General features: G+C 67.8%; 13 protein-coding genes. 4 read left to right on the top strand and 9 right to left on the bottom strand.

All coding sequences use genetic code 11. From position 1 onward, the window contains the following. Positions 1-47: 47 nt before the first annotated feature. Entirely contained in the window at positions 48-1,064 is a 1,017-nt protein-coding gene (locus E3O22_RS11730) for a glycerophosphodiester phosphodiesterase family protein (RefSeq protein ID WP_134395094.1), read from the bottom strand. Positions 1,065-1,102: 38 nt separating this feature from the next. Between E3O22_RS11730 and E3O22_RS11725 the strand changes: the two genes are divergently transcribed. Beyond that, positions 1,103-1,651 carry a hypothetical protein gene (locus E3O22_RS11725; RefSeq protein WP_134395095.1) on the top strand — a complete coding sequence of 183 codons (549 nt, stop codon included), beginning with the start codon at positions 1,103-1,105 and terminating at the stop codon, positions 1,649-1,651. Positions 1,652-1,717: 66 nt separating this feature from the next. Beyond that, the gene (locus tag E3O22_RS11720; RefSeq protein ID WP_134395096.1) at positions 1,718-2,524 is read left to right on the top strand and encodes a Bax inhibitor-1/YccA family protein; all 807 of its coding nucleotides are present in this window, start codon (positions 1,718-1,720) and stop codon (positions 2,522-2,524) included. 177 nt (positions 2,525-2,701) lie between these two features. On the opposite strand, the gene guaA is transcribed toward E3O22_RS11720, so the two are convergent. The 7 genes from guaA to E3O22_RS11685 form a co-directional block, all read right to left on the bottom strand. Next, the gene (guaA, locus tag E3O22_RS11715; RefSeq protein ID WP_241976624.1) at positions 2,702-4,294 is read right to left on the bottom strand and encodes a glutamine-hydrolyzing GMP synthase; all 1,593 of its coding nucleotides are present in this window, start codon (positions 4,292-4,294) and stop codon (positions 2,702-2,704) included. Further along, positions 4,291-4,749: a DUF3817 domain-containing protein gene (locus E3O22_RS11710; protein WP_134395097.1), complete on the bottom strand. Its 459-nt coding sequence runs from the start codon at positions 4,747-4,749 to the stop codon at positions 4,291-4,293. Before E3O22_RS11710 ends, guaA begins: the two co-directional genes overlap by 4 nt. 9 nt (positions 4,750-4,758) lie before the next feature. Continuing rightward, positions 4,759-5,541 carry an SURF1 family protein gene (locus E3O22_RS11705; RefSeq protein ID WP_134395098.1) on the bottom strand — a complete coding sequence of 261 codons (783 nt, stop codon included), beginning with the start codon at positions 5,539-5,541 and terminating at the stop codon, positions 4,759-4,761. Beyond that, the gene (locus E3O22_RS11700; RefSeq protein WP_134395099.1) at positions 5,538-7,046 is read right to left on the bottom strand and encodes a cation:proton antiporter; all 1,509 of its coding nucleotides are present in this window, start codon (positions 7,044-7,046) and stop codon (positions 5,538-5,540) included. The genes E3O22_RS11705 and E3O22_RS11700 overlap by 4 nt, the downstream gene beginning before the upstream one ends. Positions 7,047-7,049: 3 nt before the next feature. Then, entirely contained in the window at positions 7,050-7,577 is a 528-nt protein-coding gene (locus tag E3O22_RS11695; RefSeq protein WP_104100916.1) for a cation:proton antiporter regulatory subunit, read from the bottom strand. A gap of 597 nt (positions 7,578-8,174) precedes the next feature. Continuing rightward, positions 8,175-9,905, bottom strand: a complete 1,731-nt coding sequence (locus E3O22_RS11690; protein ID WP_134395100.1) for a glycerol-3-phosphate dehydrogenase/oxidase — start codon at positions 9,903-9,905, stop codon at positions 8,175-8,177. Positions 9,906-9,992: 87 nt separating this feature from the next. Next, positions 9,993-11,111, bottom strand: a complete 1,119-nt coding sequence (locus E3O22_RS11685; protein ID WP_134395101.1) for a GuaB3 family IMP dehydrogenase-related protein — start codon at positions 11,109-11,111, stop codon at positions 9,993-9,995. Between the two features lie 63 nt (positions 11,112-11,174). Here E3O22_RS11685 and E3O22_RS11680 point away from each other — a divergent pair, with 63 nt between their 5' ends. Beyond that, positions 11,175-12,317 carry a MalY/PatB family protein gene (locus tag E3O22_RS11680; RefSeq protein WP_134395102.1) on the top strand — a complete coding sequence of 381 codons (1,143 nt, stop codon included), beginning with the start codon at positions 11,175-11,177 and terminating at the stop codon, positions 12,315-12,317. Between the two features lie 16 nt (positions 12,318-12,333). Here E3O22_RS11680 and guaB read toward each other — a convergent pair whose 3' ends face one another. Beyond that, positions 12,334-13,836, bottom strand: coding sequence for an IMP dehydrogenase (guaB, locus tag E3O22_RS11675; protein WP_134395103.1), 1,503 nt, complete (start codon positions 13,834-13,836; stop codon positions 12,334-12,336). 277 nt (positions 13,837-14,113) lie between these two features. Here guaB and E3O22_RS11670 point away from each other — a divergent pair, with 277 nt between their 5' ends. Then, positions 14,114-15,391: a branched-chain amino acid ABC transporter permease gene (locus E3O22_RS11670; RefSeq protein WP_134395104.1), complete on the top strand. Its 1,278-nt coding sequence runs from the start codon at positions 14,114-14,116 to the stop codon at positions 15,389-15,391. The last annotated feature ends 1 nt before the right edge of the window (position 15,392 follow it).

The following is a 15,392-nucleotide window of genomic DNA, read 5'->3' as shown; positions in this document are numbered from 1 at the left end:
TCTACGTGCTGCGTCTGACACCGCCCCGGTGCGGCGCAGCGCCTCGGTCAGTCCTCCGCGGCCAGCTCGTCCCGAATGAGCACCGCCAGGTCGGGGTGATCGGCGAAGACCCCGTCGATCCCGGTGCCGAGGATGGTGCGGAACTCGGCCTGCCAGTTTCCGAAGTCGGCCCGAAGCCGCCCACGGCGGAACGTCTTCGCAAGGTACCGGTTCTCCGGGCGCAGCGTCCAGCAGTAGATCTCCAGGTCCGCGGCGTGCGCGGCGTCGACCAGGTCGGAGGCGCCGGAGACGTGACCGTCGGCATCCGTGGCGAGGATGAGCGATTTGGGCACGCTGATCCCGTCGACCGTGCCGCTCATTCCGTAGAGCCCGGTGTCGGAGAGGTAGTCGGCGTAGTGGGGCGCTTTCGGCCCGAGCAGCGCGACCTCGTCGAAGGGTTTGCCGCGCGCCTCGAGCAGGAAGACACGCTTGCCGTAGATGCCGCGCGCGTAGATCTTGTCGAGGAGGCTGCGCTCGAAGCTCTCGATGGTGAGGCGGCCGTCGCCGGCGTTCCAACCGGCGTCGTTGACCTCGGCGGCGAACAGCTCGTCGAGCGGAAGCCCGATCGACTCGAAGTAGGTGGCGTGCTTGAGCTCGGCGACGACGCCGATGGGCCGGCGCGCCCGTCCGGAGACCCGGTCCATCAGCTTGAACACGTCCCGCAGGCGCAGCAGGGGGAACCGGCCGTCGAAGGTGGCGCTTGCCTTCCGAACCTCGGGCAGGCGCTCCCGCGCGCGCAGGGTGCGCAGCTCGGCCCAGGTGAAGTCCTCGGTGAACCAGCCGGTGAGCCGGATGCCGTCGATCACCTTGGTCGCCCGGCGGCCGGCGAACTCGGGGTGCGCTGCGACATCTGTCGTCGCCCCGATCTCGTTCTCGTGGCGCACCACCAGGACGCCGTCGCGGGTGGCGACGATGTCAGGCTCGACCGCGTCCGCGCCGAGAGCGACGGCCAGTTCGTAGGCGGAACGGGTGTGCTCTGGCCGGTAACCGCTCGCCCCGCGGTGACCGATCACAATCGGCTGCATTTGCCAACCCTACGCGTGCAACTGCCAGAATCGAGGCGATGACACCCTGGACCGTTCCACCGACCCGCCTGCACCGGTGGGGCAGCTACCGCGCCCGATACCTGACCGGACTGACGCTGGTCGTGCTCGGGGTGCTCGCCACGAACTTCACCAGCACCTACAGCCTGTTCTTCCTGGCCATTGGCCCGCCCCTGCACGTGCTGGGCTGGCTGATTCTGCCTGGGGCCCTGTGGCGGCGGCTCACGGTTCTGGTTCCGGCCCTGCTGTGCAGCATCCTGCTGCTGGGCGGCGCCCACTTCAATGGTGTCTTCGCCGTGTTTCTGGCCTGCTGGTTGCTCGTGCGGCACCGCCCGTGGCTGAGCTATCTCGCTCTGATCCCGTCGATCACGATGAGTTTCCTGCTCAAGGACGCGCTGAACAATTACGACCAGAACTGGGTGGGCTATCTGGTCGGTTTCATCACCACGGCGGCCGCCTCCTGGCTCGCCTGGTGGCTGGCCGGCTGGTCGGCGGGGCGCCGCCCCCGGTCACCGCGAACCACGGGCGCCAAATTGGGCGGATCCCCAGCAGATCTGCATAGAATCTAGGAACTGGTCAGCACCTACCGGTGTTGGCTCCGCTACCTACCCACTTGATTGTGAGCTACGGCAACCATGGCATCTTCCAACCCCGCGTTCTCCCGAAACGCCGCGTTCGGCGCTCCAGGCGCCACTGCCGGCGGCAAGGTGCTCTCCGACAGCGACCTGCAGAGCATGTTCAATGCTCCCTCGGCCGGCTCGCAGGAAACCGACCGGATGAGCTACGACGACACCATCCGCAAGACGGTGCTCAGCTTCGCCCTGCTGCTGGTGACCGCCGCCATCGGTTGGCTCGTCACCCCGGTGACGATGCTGCCGCTGATCGTCGGTGCGATCGCGGGTCTGGTCCTCGGACTGGTCAACGCGTTCAAAAAGGAGCCGTCGCCGCCCCTGATCCTCGCGTACGCCGCGGCCCAGGGCCTCTTCGTCGGTGGCATCTCGATCGTCTTCGAGCAGATCTACCCGGGTGTCGTCACCCAGGCCGTGCTCGCCACGCTCGTCGTCGTCGGTGTCACGCTGGCCCTCTTCGCCAGCGGCAAGATCCGCGCCTCCAAGAAGGCCACCAAGGTCTTCATGATCGCCATGATCGGCTACGGCGTGTTCTCGCTGATCAACTTCGGCATGATGGTCTTCGGCGCCACCGACAACGCGTTCGGTCTCCGCAGCGCCGAGATCTTCGGCATCCCGATCGGCCTCCTGATCGGCGTTCTCGCCGTGATCATGGCCGCGTACTCGCTGGTGCTCGACTTCGACTTCATCCAGCGCGGCGTCAACAACCGCATCCCCCGCAAGTACGGCTGGACCGGCGCCTTCGGCATCATGCTCACCGTCGTCTGGCTCTACGTCGAGATGCTCCGCATCTTCGCCATCGCCCGCGAGTAGCACACCACCCCGCACGCAGAAGGGCCGCCCCATCGGGGCGGCCCTTTCGTCGTCCTCCCCCCACAGTTGCTTCTCCCTCAGCGACCGCGAAGCGGGGAGCGGGCGTGTCGCGGGGTGCCGGGTTATGGGCGGCGGAGCGACACGCCCACTCCCCGCGTCACAACCGGGAGCATTCCCCTACTCCCATTCGATGGTCCCCGGCGGCTTGGACGTGACGTCGAGCACGACGCGGTTCACCCCGTCCACCTCGTTCGTGATCCGGTTCGAGATCCGCGCCAGCAGGTCGTACGGCAGGCGGGTCCAGTCGGCCGTCATGGCGTCTTCCGACGACACCGGGCGCAACACGATCGGGTGACCGTAGGTGCGGCCGTCTCCCTGCACGCCCACGGACCGCACGTCGGCGAGCAGCACCACCGGGCACTGCCAGATCTCACGGTCGAGGCCCGCGGCGCTCAGCTCGGCGCGCACGATCGCATCCGCGTGGCGAAGCAGGTCGAGCCGGTCCTGGGTGATCGAGCCCACGATGCGGATGCCGAGGCCGGGCCCGGGGAACGGCTGGCGCTGCACGATCTCGGCCGGCAGTCCCAGCTCGGCGCCGATCGCGCGCACTTCGTCTTTGAACAGGGTGCGCAGCGGTTCGATCAATTCGAACTGCAGGTCTTCCGGCAGGCCCCCGACGTTGTGGTGGCTCTTGATGTTGGCGGTGCCGCTGCCGCCGCCGGACTCGACGACGTCTGGGTACAGGGTGCCCTGCACGAGGAAGCGGATCGGGTCTTCATTCGTTGCCGCCGCTTCCCTGATCAATTCGGCCTGAGCCTGCTCGAAGGTTCGGATGAACTCACGACCGATGATCTTGCGCTTGGTCTCCGGGTCGCTGACGCCCTCCAACGCGGTCAGGAACTGCTCACGCACATCGACGGTGACCAGACGCACGCCGGTGGCCTTGACGAAGTCTTCCTCGACCTGACGGCGCTCGTCCTGGCGGAGCAGGCCGTGGTCGACGAACACGCAGACGAGCTGGTCGCCGATGGCCTTGTGCACGAGCGCAGCGGCCACGGCGGAATCGACTCCGCCGGAGAGCCCGCAGATGACCTTGCCGGTGCCGACCTGGGCCTGGATGCGGGCCACCTGTTCGGCGATGACGTTGCCGCTGTTCCATTCGGCGGGGATGCCGGCGGCGCGGTGCAGGAAGTTCTCGAGCACCTTCTGGCCGAATTCGGAATGCTTGACCTCGGGGTGCCACTGCACGCCGTAGAGCCGGCGCGTATCGTTCGCGAAGGCGGCGACCGGGGTGGAGCTCGTGGACGCGAGCACCGAGAAGCCGGCGGGGGCCTTCGACACGGAGTCACCGTGGCTCATCCACGCCGTCTGCTCGGCCGGCTGCCCGGCCAGCAGCGCGTTGCCGCTGTCGGTGACTCTGACCGGGGTCGCGCCGTACTCGCTCAGGCCAGTGCGGGTCACCTCGCCGCCAAGGGTCGTGGCCATCACCTGAAAGCCGTAGCAGATGCCCAGGATCGGGATACCCAGGTCGAAGATGGCCGGGTCGAAGGTGGGGGCGCCCTCGGCGTAGACGCTGGACGGCCCGCCGCTGAGCACGATGCCGAGCGGGTTCTTCTCCGCGACCTCGGCCGCGGTGATCGAGTGGGCCACGATCTCGGAGTAGACGGATGCCTCGCGCACCCGGCGCGCGATCAGCTGCGCGTACTGGGCCCCGAAGTCGACCACCAGAACGGGGCGGGCGCCGGTCGAGGCGCTCACAGCGGCGCTCACGAGCGGGCCTCGGCCCCAGCGGCAGCGGCAGCGGCAGCGGCAGACGAGTCGGCGTGCGTCGCCAGGAAGGCGTTGACCTCGCGCGCGACGCGAACCTCGAGGAAGAAGGACAGGGTAGGAATGATGCCTCCGAGTGCGATCAGCAGAAACTTGGGGAATGACCAACGCATCAGGCTCCAGAGCTGGAAGTCACTGAACAGGTAGAGCACGTACAGCCAGCCGTGCACGATCAGGATGCCGGTGCTCAGGTTGAATGCGGTCACCGAGTCCCGGGCGACGAGGGCGATGATCCCGTTCGGGCCGCCGACTTCGATTTCGAGCTGCAGCACGAACTTCAGGAAGACCTCGACGCAGAGCAGCAGCAGGAAGACACCGGTGATGACCGAGGAGACCTTGTAGAGCCGGAGCGCAGCGGGGATTTTGGGGATGTCGGCAGGCTTGGGGTCAAGTGGCATAGGCCAATTCTAGACGGCCTCCGCCGCGTCGATAGCGGCCTGCTCCTGCTGACGCTCCCAGTCGTCCCGAACCAGGCGGTACCAGAGGAACACCGCGAACCCGGCGAAGACTGCCCATTCGAGGGCGTAGAAGATGTTCAGCCAGTTGACCGATGCGTCGTTGCCGGGCACGGGCGAGTCGATCACGGTGAGGTTCGCGGCAGCATCCGTGTCGACGATGTAGCCGGCGTAGACGGACTGGTCGGTGAAGTCTGCCCACCGGTTGATCAGCGCGGCGGTGGAGACCGTGGTCTGGGTGCGCGGGTCGCTGTCCTCGTCCGGCACGACGGGAGCCTCGGAGGGAACGAAGCGGCCGGTCACGGTCTGCTGCTGCGCGGCCTGCGCCGAGAGCGCCTCGATCGCCGACCTGGCCTCCTCCTCGGTGGCGGCCCAGCCGCGAGCCACGGCGATGGTGGAGACGGGCACGGATGCCGTTTCCACCGTCGACAAGCGGCTCACCACCCAGAAACCGCTGTCGCCCCCGTTGAGGCGTTCGCTGATCAGCACGTCGTCCCCCGGCACGAATGAGCCGTCCACGGTGACTAGCTGGCCGGTCGCAGACTCGCGCGGCGGCCCGTCCGGCGACACCGCCTCGTGGAGCGGCTGCACGGTCTCGGTGCTGCGCTCCACGACTTCGCCGGACGCGATGGCGCGTTCGAGCTGCCACCGGCCGAGCAGGGCGAAGGCCGCGGCGATCGCGAGCGCCAGCAGCAGCGCGATCAGCCAGCGCGGCCGGAGCATGGTTGTGATCATGAGTAGTCCCCTGACGCGGTGTCACGCACCGGCTTGTCGACCGGGCCGGTTTCGGCCGGGCGCCGGCCGGAGATGAAGTCGAGCATGGAGTCCCGAGCCTCGGACGCCGGTCCGTCGGCCGCGGCGGCGTCTGCCTCCGCGTCGGCGGTCGCGTCGGCAGGCGCCATGGCCGGCACTGCGCCGGGTGCCGCGGCGGCCGGGCGCTGGCGGTGTTCGGCGAGGAGACGGTCGGCGGCGCGTTGGGCATCCGTGCCGGTGTCTGCGGCGGTGGCCGCCTCGACCAGGGCGATTTCCTCCGCCAGCATCACGTCGTGGGCGCGTTTCCCGGCCGGGACGGCCTTCCGGCGTCGCCGCAGGGCCGCGCCGATCTTCTCGGAGTTCGCCGCGAAGAGCGGCCCCAGGATCGCCATCGTGAGCACGTAGAGGCCAGCGAAGGGCTGCAGCCGCTGGTCGAGACCCGCGGTCACCGACAGGGTTGCCAGGATCAGCGTGAACTCGCCGCGGTTGACGAAGATGGCCGCGGTGTTGAGTCCCTCCCGCGGGCCCATGCCGTGCAGTTTCGCCATCAGCATTCCGGAGATCAGGCTGAGCACGAAGGTCATGCCGACGGCCGCGAACACGATGGTGATCACCGACCCGAATTCGGCCACGTTCAGCGCGAGGCCGAAGTTGAGGAAGAAGAAGGCCCCGAACACGTCGCGCAGGGGCACGGCGACGCGCTCGATCCGGCCGCGGTACGTGCTCGCGCCGAGCACCACCCCGATCAGGAAGGCCCCGATCGCATCCGTCACGCCGATGATCTCACCGATCCCGGCGAAGAGCACGGCGAGCCCGAAGAAGAGGATGGTGAACAGTTCGTCGTCCTTGGTGCGCATCAGCCGGGAGACGACTTTGGCGCCCCAGCGGGCCACCGAGAACATCACGACGAGAAAGAGGAAGGCGATGCTCAGTTGCAGCACGATCGGCCAGACCTCGGTCTTGCCACTGAGCACGACGGAGACGATCGCCAGGTAGACCGCGATGAAGATGTCGCCGACGACGGTCACGCCGAGGATCATCGGAGTTTCCTTGTTGGCAAGCCGGCGCAGTTCGATCAGGAGCTTGGTGATGATGGCGCTCGAGGAGGTGCCGGTCATTCCGGCGATCACGAGGGCCTCCCGGCTGCCCCAGCCGACCATCAGGCCGAACGCGAAGCCGACTCCCATGTTGATCAGAACGTAGGAGCCGCCGGAAATCAGGAGTTTTCCGGCGTCGCCGAAGAATGCCTCCTGGTCGAATTCGAGGCCAAGGCTGAACAGGAGCAGGATCAGCCCGAAAATGGCGATCAGTTCGATGTCCGCCGACTGGAAGTCCAGCGGGAACCAGCCGGTGTTCGGGCTGGCCAGGAGCCCGACGATCATGTAGATGGGGATGGACGGCAGCCCGATCAGCTTTCCGGCACGACCGAGGAGATAGGCAACGACGAGCAGGATGCCAAGAGTGATGAGGTCTTCGCCGAGGTGCATGAACTAGCCCCCGGGCGGCGCGTCGACGGACTTGGCCTTAACCTCGCCGGTGCGGAAGAAGGCGAAGGCCTTCGCGACCTTCTCGGGCGAGCCGGCGACGACGAGCGTGTCGCCGGGGAAGACACGGAAGTCGTGGGCGGGCGCCGGGTTCGCGGACTCCCCGCGGACGACGGCCACGACCGTCAGACCGGCTATGCCGCGGTCGGCGGGGTTGCCGAGCGCCTGGCCGGCGATGTGGTCTTCGTAGTCGACGGTGAACCAGTCGATGCTGAGGCCGGGGATCTGGTCGAGCGCGGTGAGCGACTCGGTGATCTGGGTGCCGCCGAGGAGCTCGGCGAGTGTGTGCGCTTCGTCTTCGTTCAGCCGCAGGGACACCTTGGCGGCGTCGGGGCCGCCCTCATCGTCCGCGAAGGTGATGAGGTCGCTGTGCCCCGAGCGGTGGGCGATGACGCCCACTTTGCCGCCGTCATCCGTGATGAAGGTGTGCAGCACTCCCACCCCGGGAAGTTTGACCCGCCGAACGTCAACCATGGTGCAACTCCTGAGGTTTATGGGCAGTCAGCCCAGTCTACCGGAGCGAGTTTGCGTGCCTCCCGCCCGCAGTCGCGCCGCCAACCCCGCGGCCCCGCGCCCCGCGACCCCCGCCGCGCCGCCGCGCCGCCGACTGCTCTCACCAATTCGACGGAGATTCTGCTCCCGAAGGTGCTGTCGGACGCTTTCTCCTCCGCACCGGCCACAATCTCCGTCGAATTGCTACGGGCTGGGGCTGAGTGTCTGGCGGATGCCCGAACCGCACAGGCGCTGCGGCACATCCGCTCGGTGTTGCGGCTAACGCAGGAGATCCGTCCGGCCGGGCCCGGGCACCCGCACGAGTTCCGCTCTGGTCCGTGTCGGGCGGGCAGCCCAGGTGACGGATGTCCTGAGTTGGCCACACGCGTGCGCTCGGCCGGCCTAACCAATTCGACAGAGATTTGGCTCTGAACGGCGCTGTCGGGTCACCCCAGCATTTTTCAGGCCCCACAGGGCAGAATCGCCATCGAATTCGTTCACGCACCGGCGGGGTGCGGGCGGACAAGCGGAGGCAGGGAGTGGACGCCGGGCGAGGGTGGCGGCAGGAGAGGCTCGCTCCTATTTCGTAGCGGCGATGTCCGGAGCCTCGAGCCGCACGCGGTCGGCGGACTCGTCGTCGGGCTGCTGCTGTGACGCGCGTTCCGCCGCCACCCGCTTGAGGTAGGTGCCCACTTCGCGCGTCTCCCGGGCCTCGTCCCAGCCGAGCACCCCGGCCATCAGCCGCGCGGCAACGGGCGCCGCCGAGACGCCGCGGTCCCAGGCCTCGATCGAGATGCGAGTGCGGCGAGCCAGCACGTCCTCGAGGTGCAGGGCGCCCATATGCGTGGCCGCGTACACGACCTCCGCCTCGATGTAGTCGTCGGCCCCCGGCAACGGGTCCGCGAGTGACGGGGTCTTGCGGATCAGGTCGAGAAGCTCGTCGGTCAGGGTGCCGTAGCGGTTCAGCAGGTGCTCGACGCGGACGGTGTGCAGGCCGAACGCCCGCGCGATCCGGCCGCGCTTATTCCAGGCCGCCTGGTAACCCTCGGCGCCGAGCAGCGGGATGTCCGCCGTGGTGGAGGCCGGGACCCGTTCGTCGAAGGCGTCGACGGCCGCATCGATCGCATCCTTCGCCATCACCCGGTACGTGGTCCACTTTCCGCCCGCGATCACCACCAGGCCGGGCACGGAGTGTCCGACGAGGTGTTCGCGGGACAGCTTCGAGGTGCTCTCCGACTCCCCGGCCAGGAGCGGCCGCAGGCCCGCGTAGACCCCCTCGACGTCCTCCCGGGTCAGCGGCACCCGGAGCACGGCGTTCACGTGTTCGAGCAGGTAGTCGATGTCGGCGGCGGTGGCGGCCGGGTGCGCCTTGTCCAGGTGCCAGTCCGTGTCGGTCGTGCCGATCAGCCAGTGCCGTCCCCAGGGGATCACGAACAGGACGCTCTTCTCGGTGCGCAGCAGCAGCCCCATGGCCGACTGGAACCGGTCCCGGGGCACGACCAGGTGGATGCCCTTCGACGCGCGCACCTTGAACGTACCGCGTTCGCCGACCATGCGCTGCGTGTCGTCGGTCCAGACCCCGGTGGCGTTCACGACCTGCCGGGCCCGCACCTCGAACCGTTCATCGGTCTGCAGGTCGTGGGCGTGCACGCCGACCACCCGCTCACCCACCTTGATGAATCCCTCGACCCGCACCCGGCTGGCCGCGTGCGCCCCGTAGAACGACGCGGTGCGCACGAGCGAGGCCACGTAGAGCGCGTCGTCGACCTGCCCGTCGTAGTAGGTGATGCCGCCGACGATCGTGTCGGTGTTCAGGCTGGGCAGCAGCCCCTTCACCTGCCGCTTGGACAGGTGGCGGTGGTGCGGCACACCGGGGGCGCGCCCGCCGGTATACGAGAACAGGTCGTAGAGGAGCATGCCGGCGCCCACGTAGAAGCGCTCGGTGACGCGCTTCCTGAGCGGGTACAGGAACCGCACCGGCTTTACCAGGTGCGGGGCGATGCGCTGCAGGAGCAGGCCACGCTCCGTCAGAGCCTCGCGCACCAGCCGGAAGTCGGCCTGTTCCAGGTAGCGGATGCCGCCGTGCACCAGCTTGGACGACCGGCTCGACGTTCCCGACGCCCAGTCCCTGGCCTCGAGGATGCCCACGCTCAGGCCGCGGGTGACCGCGTCCAGGGCGGCCCCGGTGCCGACGATGCCGCCGCCGACCACGAGGATATCGAGCTCCTTGCCCTTCAGTCGTTCGAGGGCCGCAGCTCGTTCCTCCGGACCCAGTTTCGTGGATCGCGACGCCGAATTACCTGATGCCATGTGCTCACTCCCATTCCGGATGGTGTGGTGCTTACCTGACGCTAATTCATACCGACGCTAGTTCACTCGTCGCGGCGCGACAACCGTCTAATTCCCCCGGTACGGGGCGACGACCACCTCGACGCGCTGGAATTCCTTCAGGTCGGAGTAACCGGTGGTCGCCATCGACCGGCGCAGCGCGCCGACGAGGTTCGCGGTGCCGTCGGCGATCGGCGTCGGGCCGTACAGGATGGTCTCGAGCGGTGCCAGGGCGCCCACCTCGACCCGCTTGCCGCGGGGCAGCTTCGAGTGGTGCACCTCGGCGCCCCAGTGGAAGCCGCCGCCGGGGGCATCCGTCGCCCGGGCCAGCGCGGTGCCGAGCATGACGGCGTCGGCGCCGCAGGCGATGGCCTTGACGATGTCGCCGGAGGTGTTGAGTCCGCCGTCAGCGATGACGTGCACATAGCGTCCACCGGACTCGTCCATGTAGTCCCGGCGGGCACCGGCGACATCGGCGACGGCCGTGGCCATGGGCGCGTGGATGCCGAGGGAGGCGCGCGTGGTCGAGGCAGCGCCGCCGCCGAAGCCGACGAGCACGCCGGCCGCACCCGTGCGCATGAGGTGCAGGGCCGCGGTGTAGGTCGCCGCCCCGCCCACGATCACGGGCACGTCGAGTTCGTAGATGAACTTCTTGAGATTGAGGGGCTCCTGGTTCTGCGAGACGTGCTCGGCAGAAACGGTGGTTCCGCGGATGACGAACAGGTCGACGCCGGCGGCGACGACGGTCTCGTACAATTCCTGCGTGCGCTGCGGCGACAGGGCGCCGGCCACGGTCACGCCGGCCGCGCGGATCTCCGCGAGGCGGGCGGTGACGAGCTCGGGCTTGATCGGCTCGGAGTACATCTCCTGCATGCGCGCGGTGGCCCGGTCGGCGGGCAGCTCGCGGATCTCGGCGAGGAGCGGCTCGGGGTTGTCGTAGCGGGTCCAGAGGCCCTCGAGGTCGAGCACGCCGACACCGCCGAGCTGACCCATCATGATGGCCGTCTGCGGGGACACCACGGAGTCCATCGGCGCCGCGAGGAACGGGATCGAGAACTGATAGGCGTCGATGGTCCAGTTGACCGACACATCCTCCGGGTCGCGGGTGCGCCGGCTGGGCACAATCGCGATGTCGTCGAAGGCGTACACGCGGCGGGCGCGCTTGGAGCGGCCGATCTCGATTTCCATGATTTCAGTTTAGGTGCCGCGGCGCTCCTCGACGACGGATGCCGCGGGGTGCATCCTGAGGTGATGGACGTCACCGCCGACCCTCTGTCCCTCCTGCGCGAGCGCACCAGCATGAAATGGCGCAGTTTTCCCGCCGATGTGCTGCCGCTATTCGTCGCCGAGTCCGACTTTCCGCTCGCCGAACCCATCCGGGACGCGTTGACAGCGGCGGTGCGGCGCAGCGACACCGGGTATGTCGCACCGGTCAACGGGCTTGGCGCGGCCTTCGCGGGATTCGCCGGTCGCCGCTGGGGCTGGCAGGTCGACCCGGAGCAGGTGACCACCACGACGGATGTCAGCGTGGCCATCGTGGAGACCCTGCGAATGCTGATCAGGCCCGGCGACCGGGTTGTGATCACTCCCCCGGTCTACCCGCCCTTCTTCGACCTCGTGCCCGAGGCCGGCGGGGTGCCGCACGCCGTGCCGCTCCTCGCCGGTCAGACCGGCTGGACCCTCGACCTGGACGGCCTCGAGCGCGCCTTCCAATCGGGCGTGCGCTGCGTCCTGCTCTGCAACCCGCACAACCCGATCGGGCATCCGCACACCGTCCAGGACCTCACGGCGCTGTCCGGGCTCGCCGCCCACTACGGCGTCACGGTCGTCAGCGACGAGGTCCACGCCCCGCTGACCTACACCGACGCCGCTTTCACGCCCTACCTCACCGTCTCCACCGAGGCCGCAGACCACGGCGTCTGCGTGACGAGCGCGAGCAAGGCCTGGAACCTGGCCGGCCTCAAATGCGCGCTTCTCGTCACCGCCGGCGAACGGATGCGCGCCGAGCTCGCCGCCCTGCCCCAGGAGGTATCCTGGCGCACAAGCCAGTTCGGGCTGATCGCCGGCATCGCGGCGTTCCGCGACGGGGAGCCGTGGCTGGACGGGGTGATCGCGGCCCTCGACGACAATCGCCGCGAGCTCGCCGCCCTGCTCGACGCGCAACTGCCCGGGGTCGGCTACCGGCAGCCAGGGGCCGGCTACCTGGCCTGGCTTGATCTGCGGAGCCTCGGCTGGGGTGACGACCCGGCGCTGATCGCACTCGAGCAGGCCCGGGTCGCACTCAGCCCCGGCCCGATGTTCGGCGAACCGGGCCGGGGCTTCGCGCGTCTCAACTTCGGGTGTTCACCTGAGGTGCTCGCGGAAGCGGTCTCCCGGCTGGCCGCGGCCACCTAGTCACCCTCGAGTACTGTCAGCGGCGGTAGTTGGGCGCCTCGACCACGATCTGCACGTCGTGCGGGTGCGACTCCTTGAGCCCGGCGGACGTGATCCGAACGAACTTACCCTTCTGCTTGAGCTCGTCGATCGTACGCGCGCCCACGTAGAACATGGACTGGCGCAGGCCGCCGATCAGCTGGTAGGCCACGGCGGACACCGGTCCGCGATACGGGACCTGGCCCTCGATGCCTTCCGGGATGAGCTTGTCGTCGGAGGGGACATCCGACTGGAAGTAACGGTCCTTGGAGTAGGAGGTCTTCGTGCCGCGGCTCTGCAACGCGCCGAGCGACCCCATGCCGCGGTAGGTCTTGAACTGCTTGCCGTTGACGAAGACGAGTTCGCCGGGGCTCTCGTCACAGCCGGCGAGCAGAGAGCCCAGCATGACGGTGTCCGCGCCGGCGACCAGTGCCTTGGCGATGTCGCCGGAGTACTGCAGCCCGCCGTCGGCGATGACCGGGATGCCGGTCTCCCGAGCCGCGAGCGACGCCTGGTAGACGGCGGTGATCTGCGGCACGCCGACGCCGGCGACGATGCGGGTGGTGCAGATCGAGCCGGGGCCGACCCCGACCTTGATCGCGTCGGCGCCGGCGTCGATGAGGGCCTGGGCGCCGGAGCGGGTGGCCACGTTGCCGCCGATCACGTCGACCCCCTCGAAGGCAGGGTCGGACTTCAGGCGACGGATGATCTCGAGCACCCCGGCGCTGTCGCCGTTGGCGGTGTCGACCACGAGCACGTCGACGCCCGCCTCGAGAAGTGAGGTGGCGCGCTGCCAGGCGTCGCCGAAGAAGCCGATGGCCGCGCCGACGCGCAGTCGTCCGGCGTCGTCCTTGGTGGCGAAGGGGTATTCCTCGCTCTTGTCGAAGTCCTTGACCGTGATCAGGCCCGTCAGGCGGCCGTGGTCGTCGACGAGGGGAAGCTTCTCGATCTTGTGGGTGGCGAAGATGGCGACGGCGTCCATCGGGGCCATGCCGACCTTGCCCGTGATCAGCGGTGCCGTCGTCATCACCTCGCGCACCCGGGTCGTGTGCTTTTTGGTGGTGGAGACGAACCGCATGTCCCGGTTTGTGATGATGCCCACGAGCACGCCGTCGCCGTCGACGACGGGGAGACCGCTGATCCGATACTGCCCGCAGAGGGCGTCGACCTCCGCAACGGTGGCGTCGGGCGAAGTTGTTACCGGATTGGTAATCATGCCGGATTCGCTGCGTTTGACGAGGTCGACCTGCTCGGCCTGGTCCGCGATCGAGAGGTTGCGGTGCAGCACGCCGAGGCCACCCTCACGGGCCATCGCGATGGCCATCCGGGTCTCGGTGACGGTGTCCATCGCGCTGGACAGCAGCGGCGTGGCCACGCTGATCCGGCGCGTCAACCGAGACGTTGTCTCGGCTTCACTGGGAATGACGTCGGTGTGCCCCGGAAGGAGAAGGACGTCGTCGTACGTGAGCCCGGTGAAACCGAACGGATCTGGCTGATCCATAAAACCCCTTTTAATAATGCAGGAAAGTGGAGAAAACGCGGCCATCCAACTTGATTACCGGCTTCTCAATGTTAAGCGACGTTGCGCTCCGCGCATTCCTCAGCAGAGAATCTAGGGAGTGTCGGCCGTCGTCGTTACATATGCGACATAATCTTCACTTACTGTCAACAAAGATGTTGGTAGGTGAGACCCGGGGCACGCTCGGTCACAGACCCAACGGTGCCGCCATGGAGGTGCAGTGAATTCCCCTGAAGCTGTTCGCAGATTCTCACCCAGAATGCTGGTGATCTTTCTCGGCCTGCTCTTTGCAGCCCTGACGATGTCCACATTCGCCACCGTCTCGGCCAGTCCGGCTCATGCCGACGAGGTCGGAACCGACGAGTACGAGTTCGTCCTCACCGGCAATGTGCAGTTCGACCAGAAACCACTCGACAATGTGCTGATCACCGTCGAGGGGGCCGGCTATGAAGCATCCGTGGAAACGGGTGCCGACGGCAAGTGGAAGGTCGGCGTGCCCGAGAAGGCCACCTACACCGTCACCCTCGATGAGGAGACCCTCCCCGAGGGCGTCGTCGTCGCCAAGGGCGGCAGCGTGATCGAGGCGGAGTTCGCGCTCACGAAGGTGAAGTCGGTCAACTTCTTCCTCGGTGAGGGCACGCGCACGACGGTGAGCTTCTTCGACCAGTTCATCAATCGGTTCGTCAATGGGCTGAACTTCGGTCTGCTCCTGGCCCTGGCCGCGATCGGGCTGTCCCTGATCTTCGGCACCACCGGGCTGAGCAACTTCGCGCATGCGGAGATGATCACCTTCGGCGCGCTGATGTCCCTCCTCTTCTCGGTCACGCTCGGCCTGCCGATCTGGCTGGCGATCATCATCGCCGTCGTGCTGAGCGCGGGCTTCGGCTGGAGCCTGGACGCGGTGATCTGGAAGCCGCTGCGTCGCAAGGGCGTCGGTCTGATCCCACTGATGATCGTGAGCATCGGTCTCTCGCTCGCCCTGCGCTACCTGTTCCAGATCTTCGTCGGCGGCGGAACGAGCCAGCTTCCGGGATCCGGCCTCGCCGACATGCAGCTGGGTCCGATCCGGCTCTCGATGATCGACGTGGCCAGCATGGGCATCAGCATCGTGGTGCTGTTGGCCGTTTCCTACTTCCTGCTGCGCACCCGCATCGGCAAGGCCACCCGCGCGGTCTCCGACAATCCCAGCCTGGCCTCGGCCAGCGGGATCGACGTCGACGGCGTCATCCGGATCGTCTGGGTGCTCGGTGGGGCCCTCGCCGGCCTCAGCGGAATTCTGTGGGCCTACTTCCGTCCGGGCGTCAGCTGGGACATGGGTTTCCAGATCCTGCTGCTCGTCTTCGCGGCCGTGACCCTCGGCGGTCTCGGCACCGCTTTCGGCGCCCTGATCGGTTCGATCATCGTCGGCCTGTTCGTCGAACTGTCGACGCTGTGGCTTCCCTCCGACCTTAAATACGTCGGTGCACTTGTCGTGTTGATCCTGGTGTTGCTGCTTCGGCCGCAAGGCATCCTGGGTCGCAAAGAGAGAATTGGCTAGA

Origin of the sequence: Cryobacterium sp. TMT2-18-2 (assembly GCF_004402245.1) — a bacterium.
In the GTDB taxonomy this organism is placed as follows: Bacteria; Actinomycetota; Actinomycetes; order Actinomycetales; family Microbacteriaceae; genus Cryobacterium; species Cryobacterium sandaracinum.
The sequence above is the reverse complement of the archived record's forward strand: the minus strand, read 5'-3'. Positions and strand labels throughout refer to the sequence as shown.

Excerpts from the sequence above, each read along its gene's own strand:
- E3O22_RS11695 (WP_104100916.1), bottom strand. The coding sequence starts at position 7,577 with ATGGTTGACGTTCGGCGGGTCAAACTTCCCGGGGTGGGAGTGCTGCAC.
- E3O22_RS11730 (WP_134395094.1), bottom strand. The coding sequence starts at position 1,064 with ATGCAGCCGATTGTGATCGGTCACCGCGGGGCGAGCGGTTACCGGCCA.
- E3O22_RS11705 (WP_134395098.1), bottom strand. The coding sequence starts at position 5,541 with ATGATCACAACCATGCTCCGGCCGCGCTGGCTGATCGCGCTGCTGCTG.
- E3O22_RS11710 (WP_134395097.1), bottom strand. The coding sequence starts at position 4,749 with ATGCCACTTGACCCCAAGCCTGCCGACATCCCCAAAATCCCCGCTGCG.
- E3O22_RS11690 (WP_134395100.1), bottom strand. The coding sequence starts at position 9,905 with ATGGCATCAGGTAATTCGGCGTCGCGATCCACGAAACTGGGTCCGGAG.
- E3O22_RS11700 (WP_134395099.1), bottom strand. The coding sequence starts at position 7,046 with ATGCACCTCGGCGAAGACCTCATCACTCTTGGCATCCTGCTCGTCGTT.
- E3O22_RS11680 (WP_134395102.1), top strand. The coding sequence starts at position 11,175 with ATGGACGTCACCGCCGACCCTCTGTCCCTCCTGCGCGAGCGCACCAGC.
- E3O22_RS11670 (WP_134395104.1), top strand. The coding sequence starts at position 14,114 with ATGCTGGTGATCTTTCTCGGCCTGCTCTTTGCAGCCCTGACGATGTCC.
- E3O22_RS11725 (WP_134395095.1), top strand. The coding sequence starts at position 1,103 with ATGACACCCTGGACCGTTCCACCGACCCGCCTGCACCGGTGGGGCAGC.
- E3O22_RS11685 (WP_134395101.1), bottom strand. The coding sequence starts at position 11,111 with ATGGAAATCGAGATCGGCCGCTCCAAGCGCGCCCGCCGCGTGTACGCC.
- guaB (WP_134395103.1), bottom strand. The coding sequence starts at position 13,836 with ATGGATCAGCCAGATCCGTTCGGTTTCACCGGGCTCACGTACGACGAC.
- E3O22_RS11720 (WP_134395096.1), top strand. The coding sequence starts at position 1,718 with ATGGCATCTTCCAACCCCGCGTTCTCCCGAAACGCCGCGTTCGGCGCT.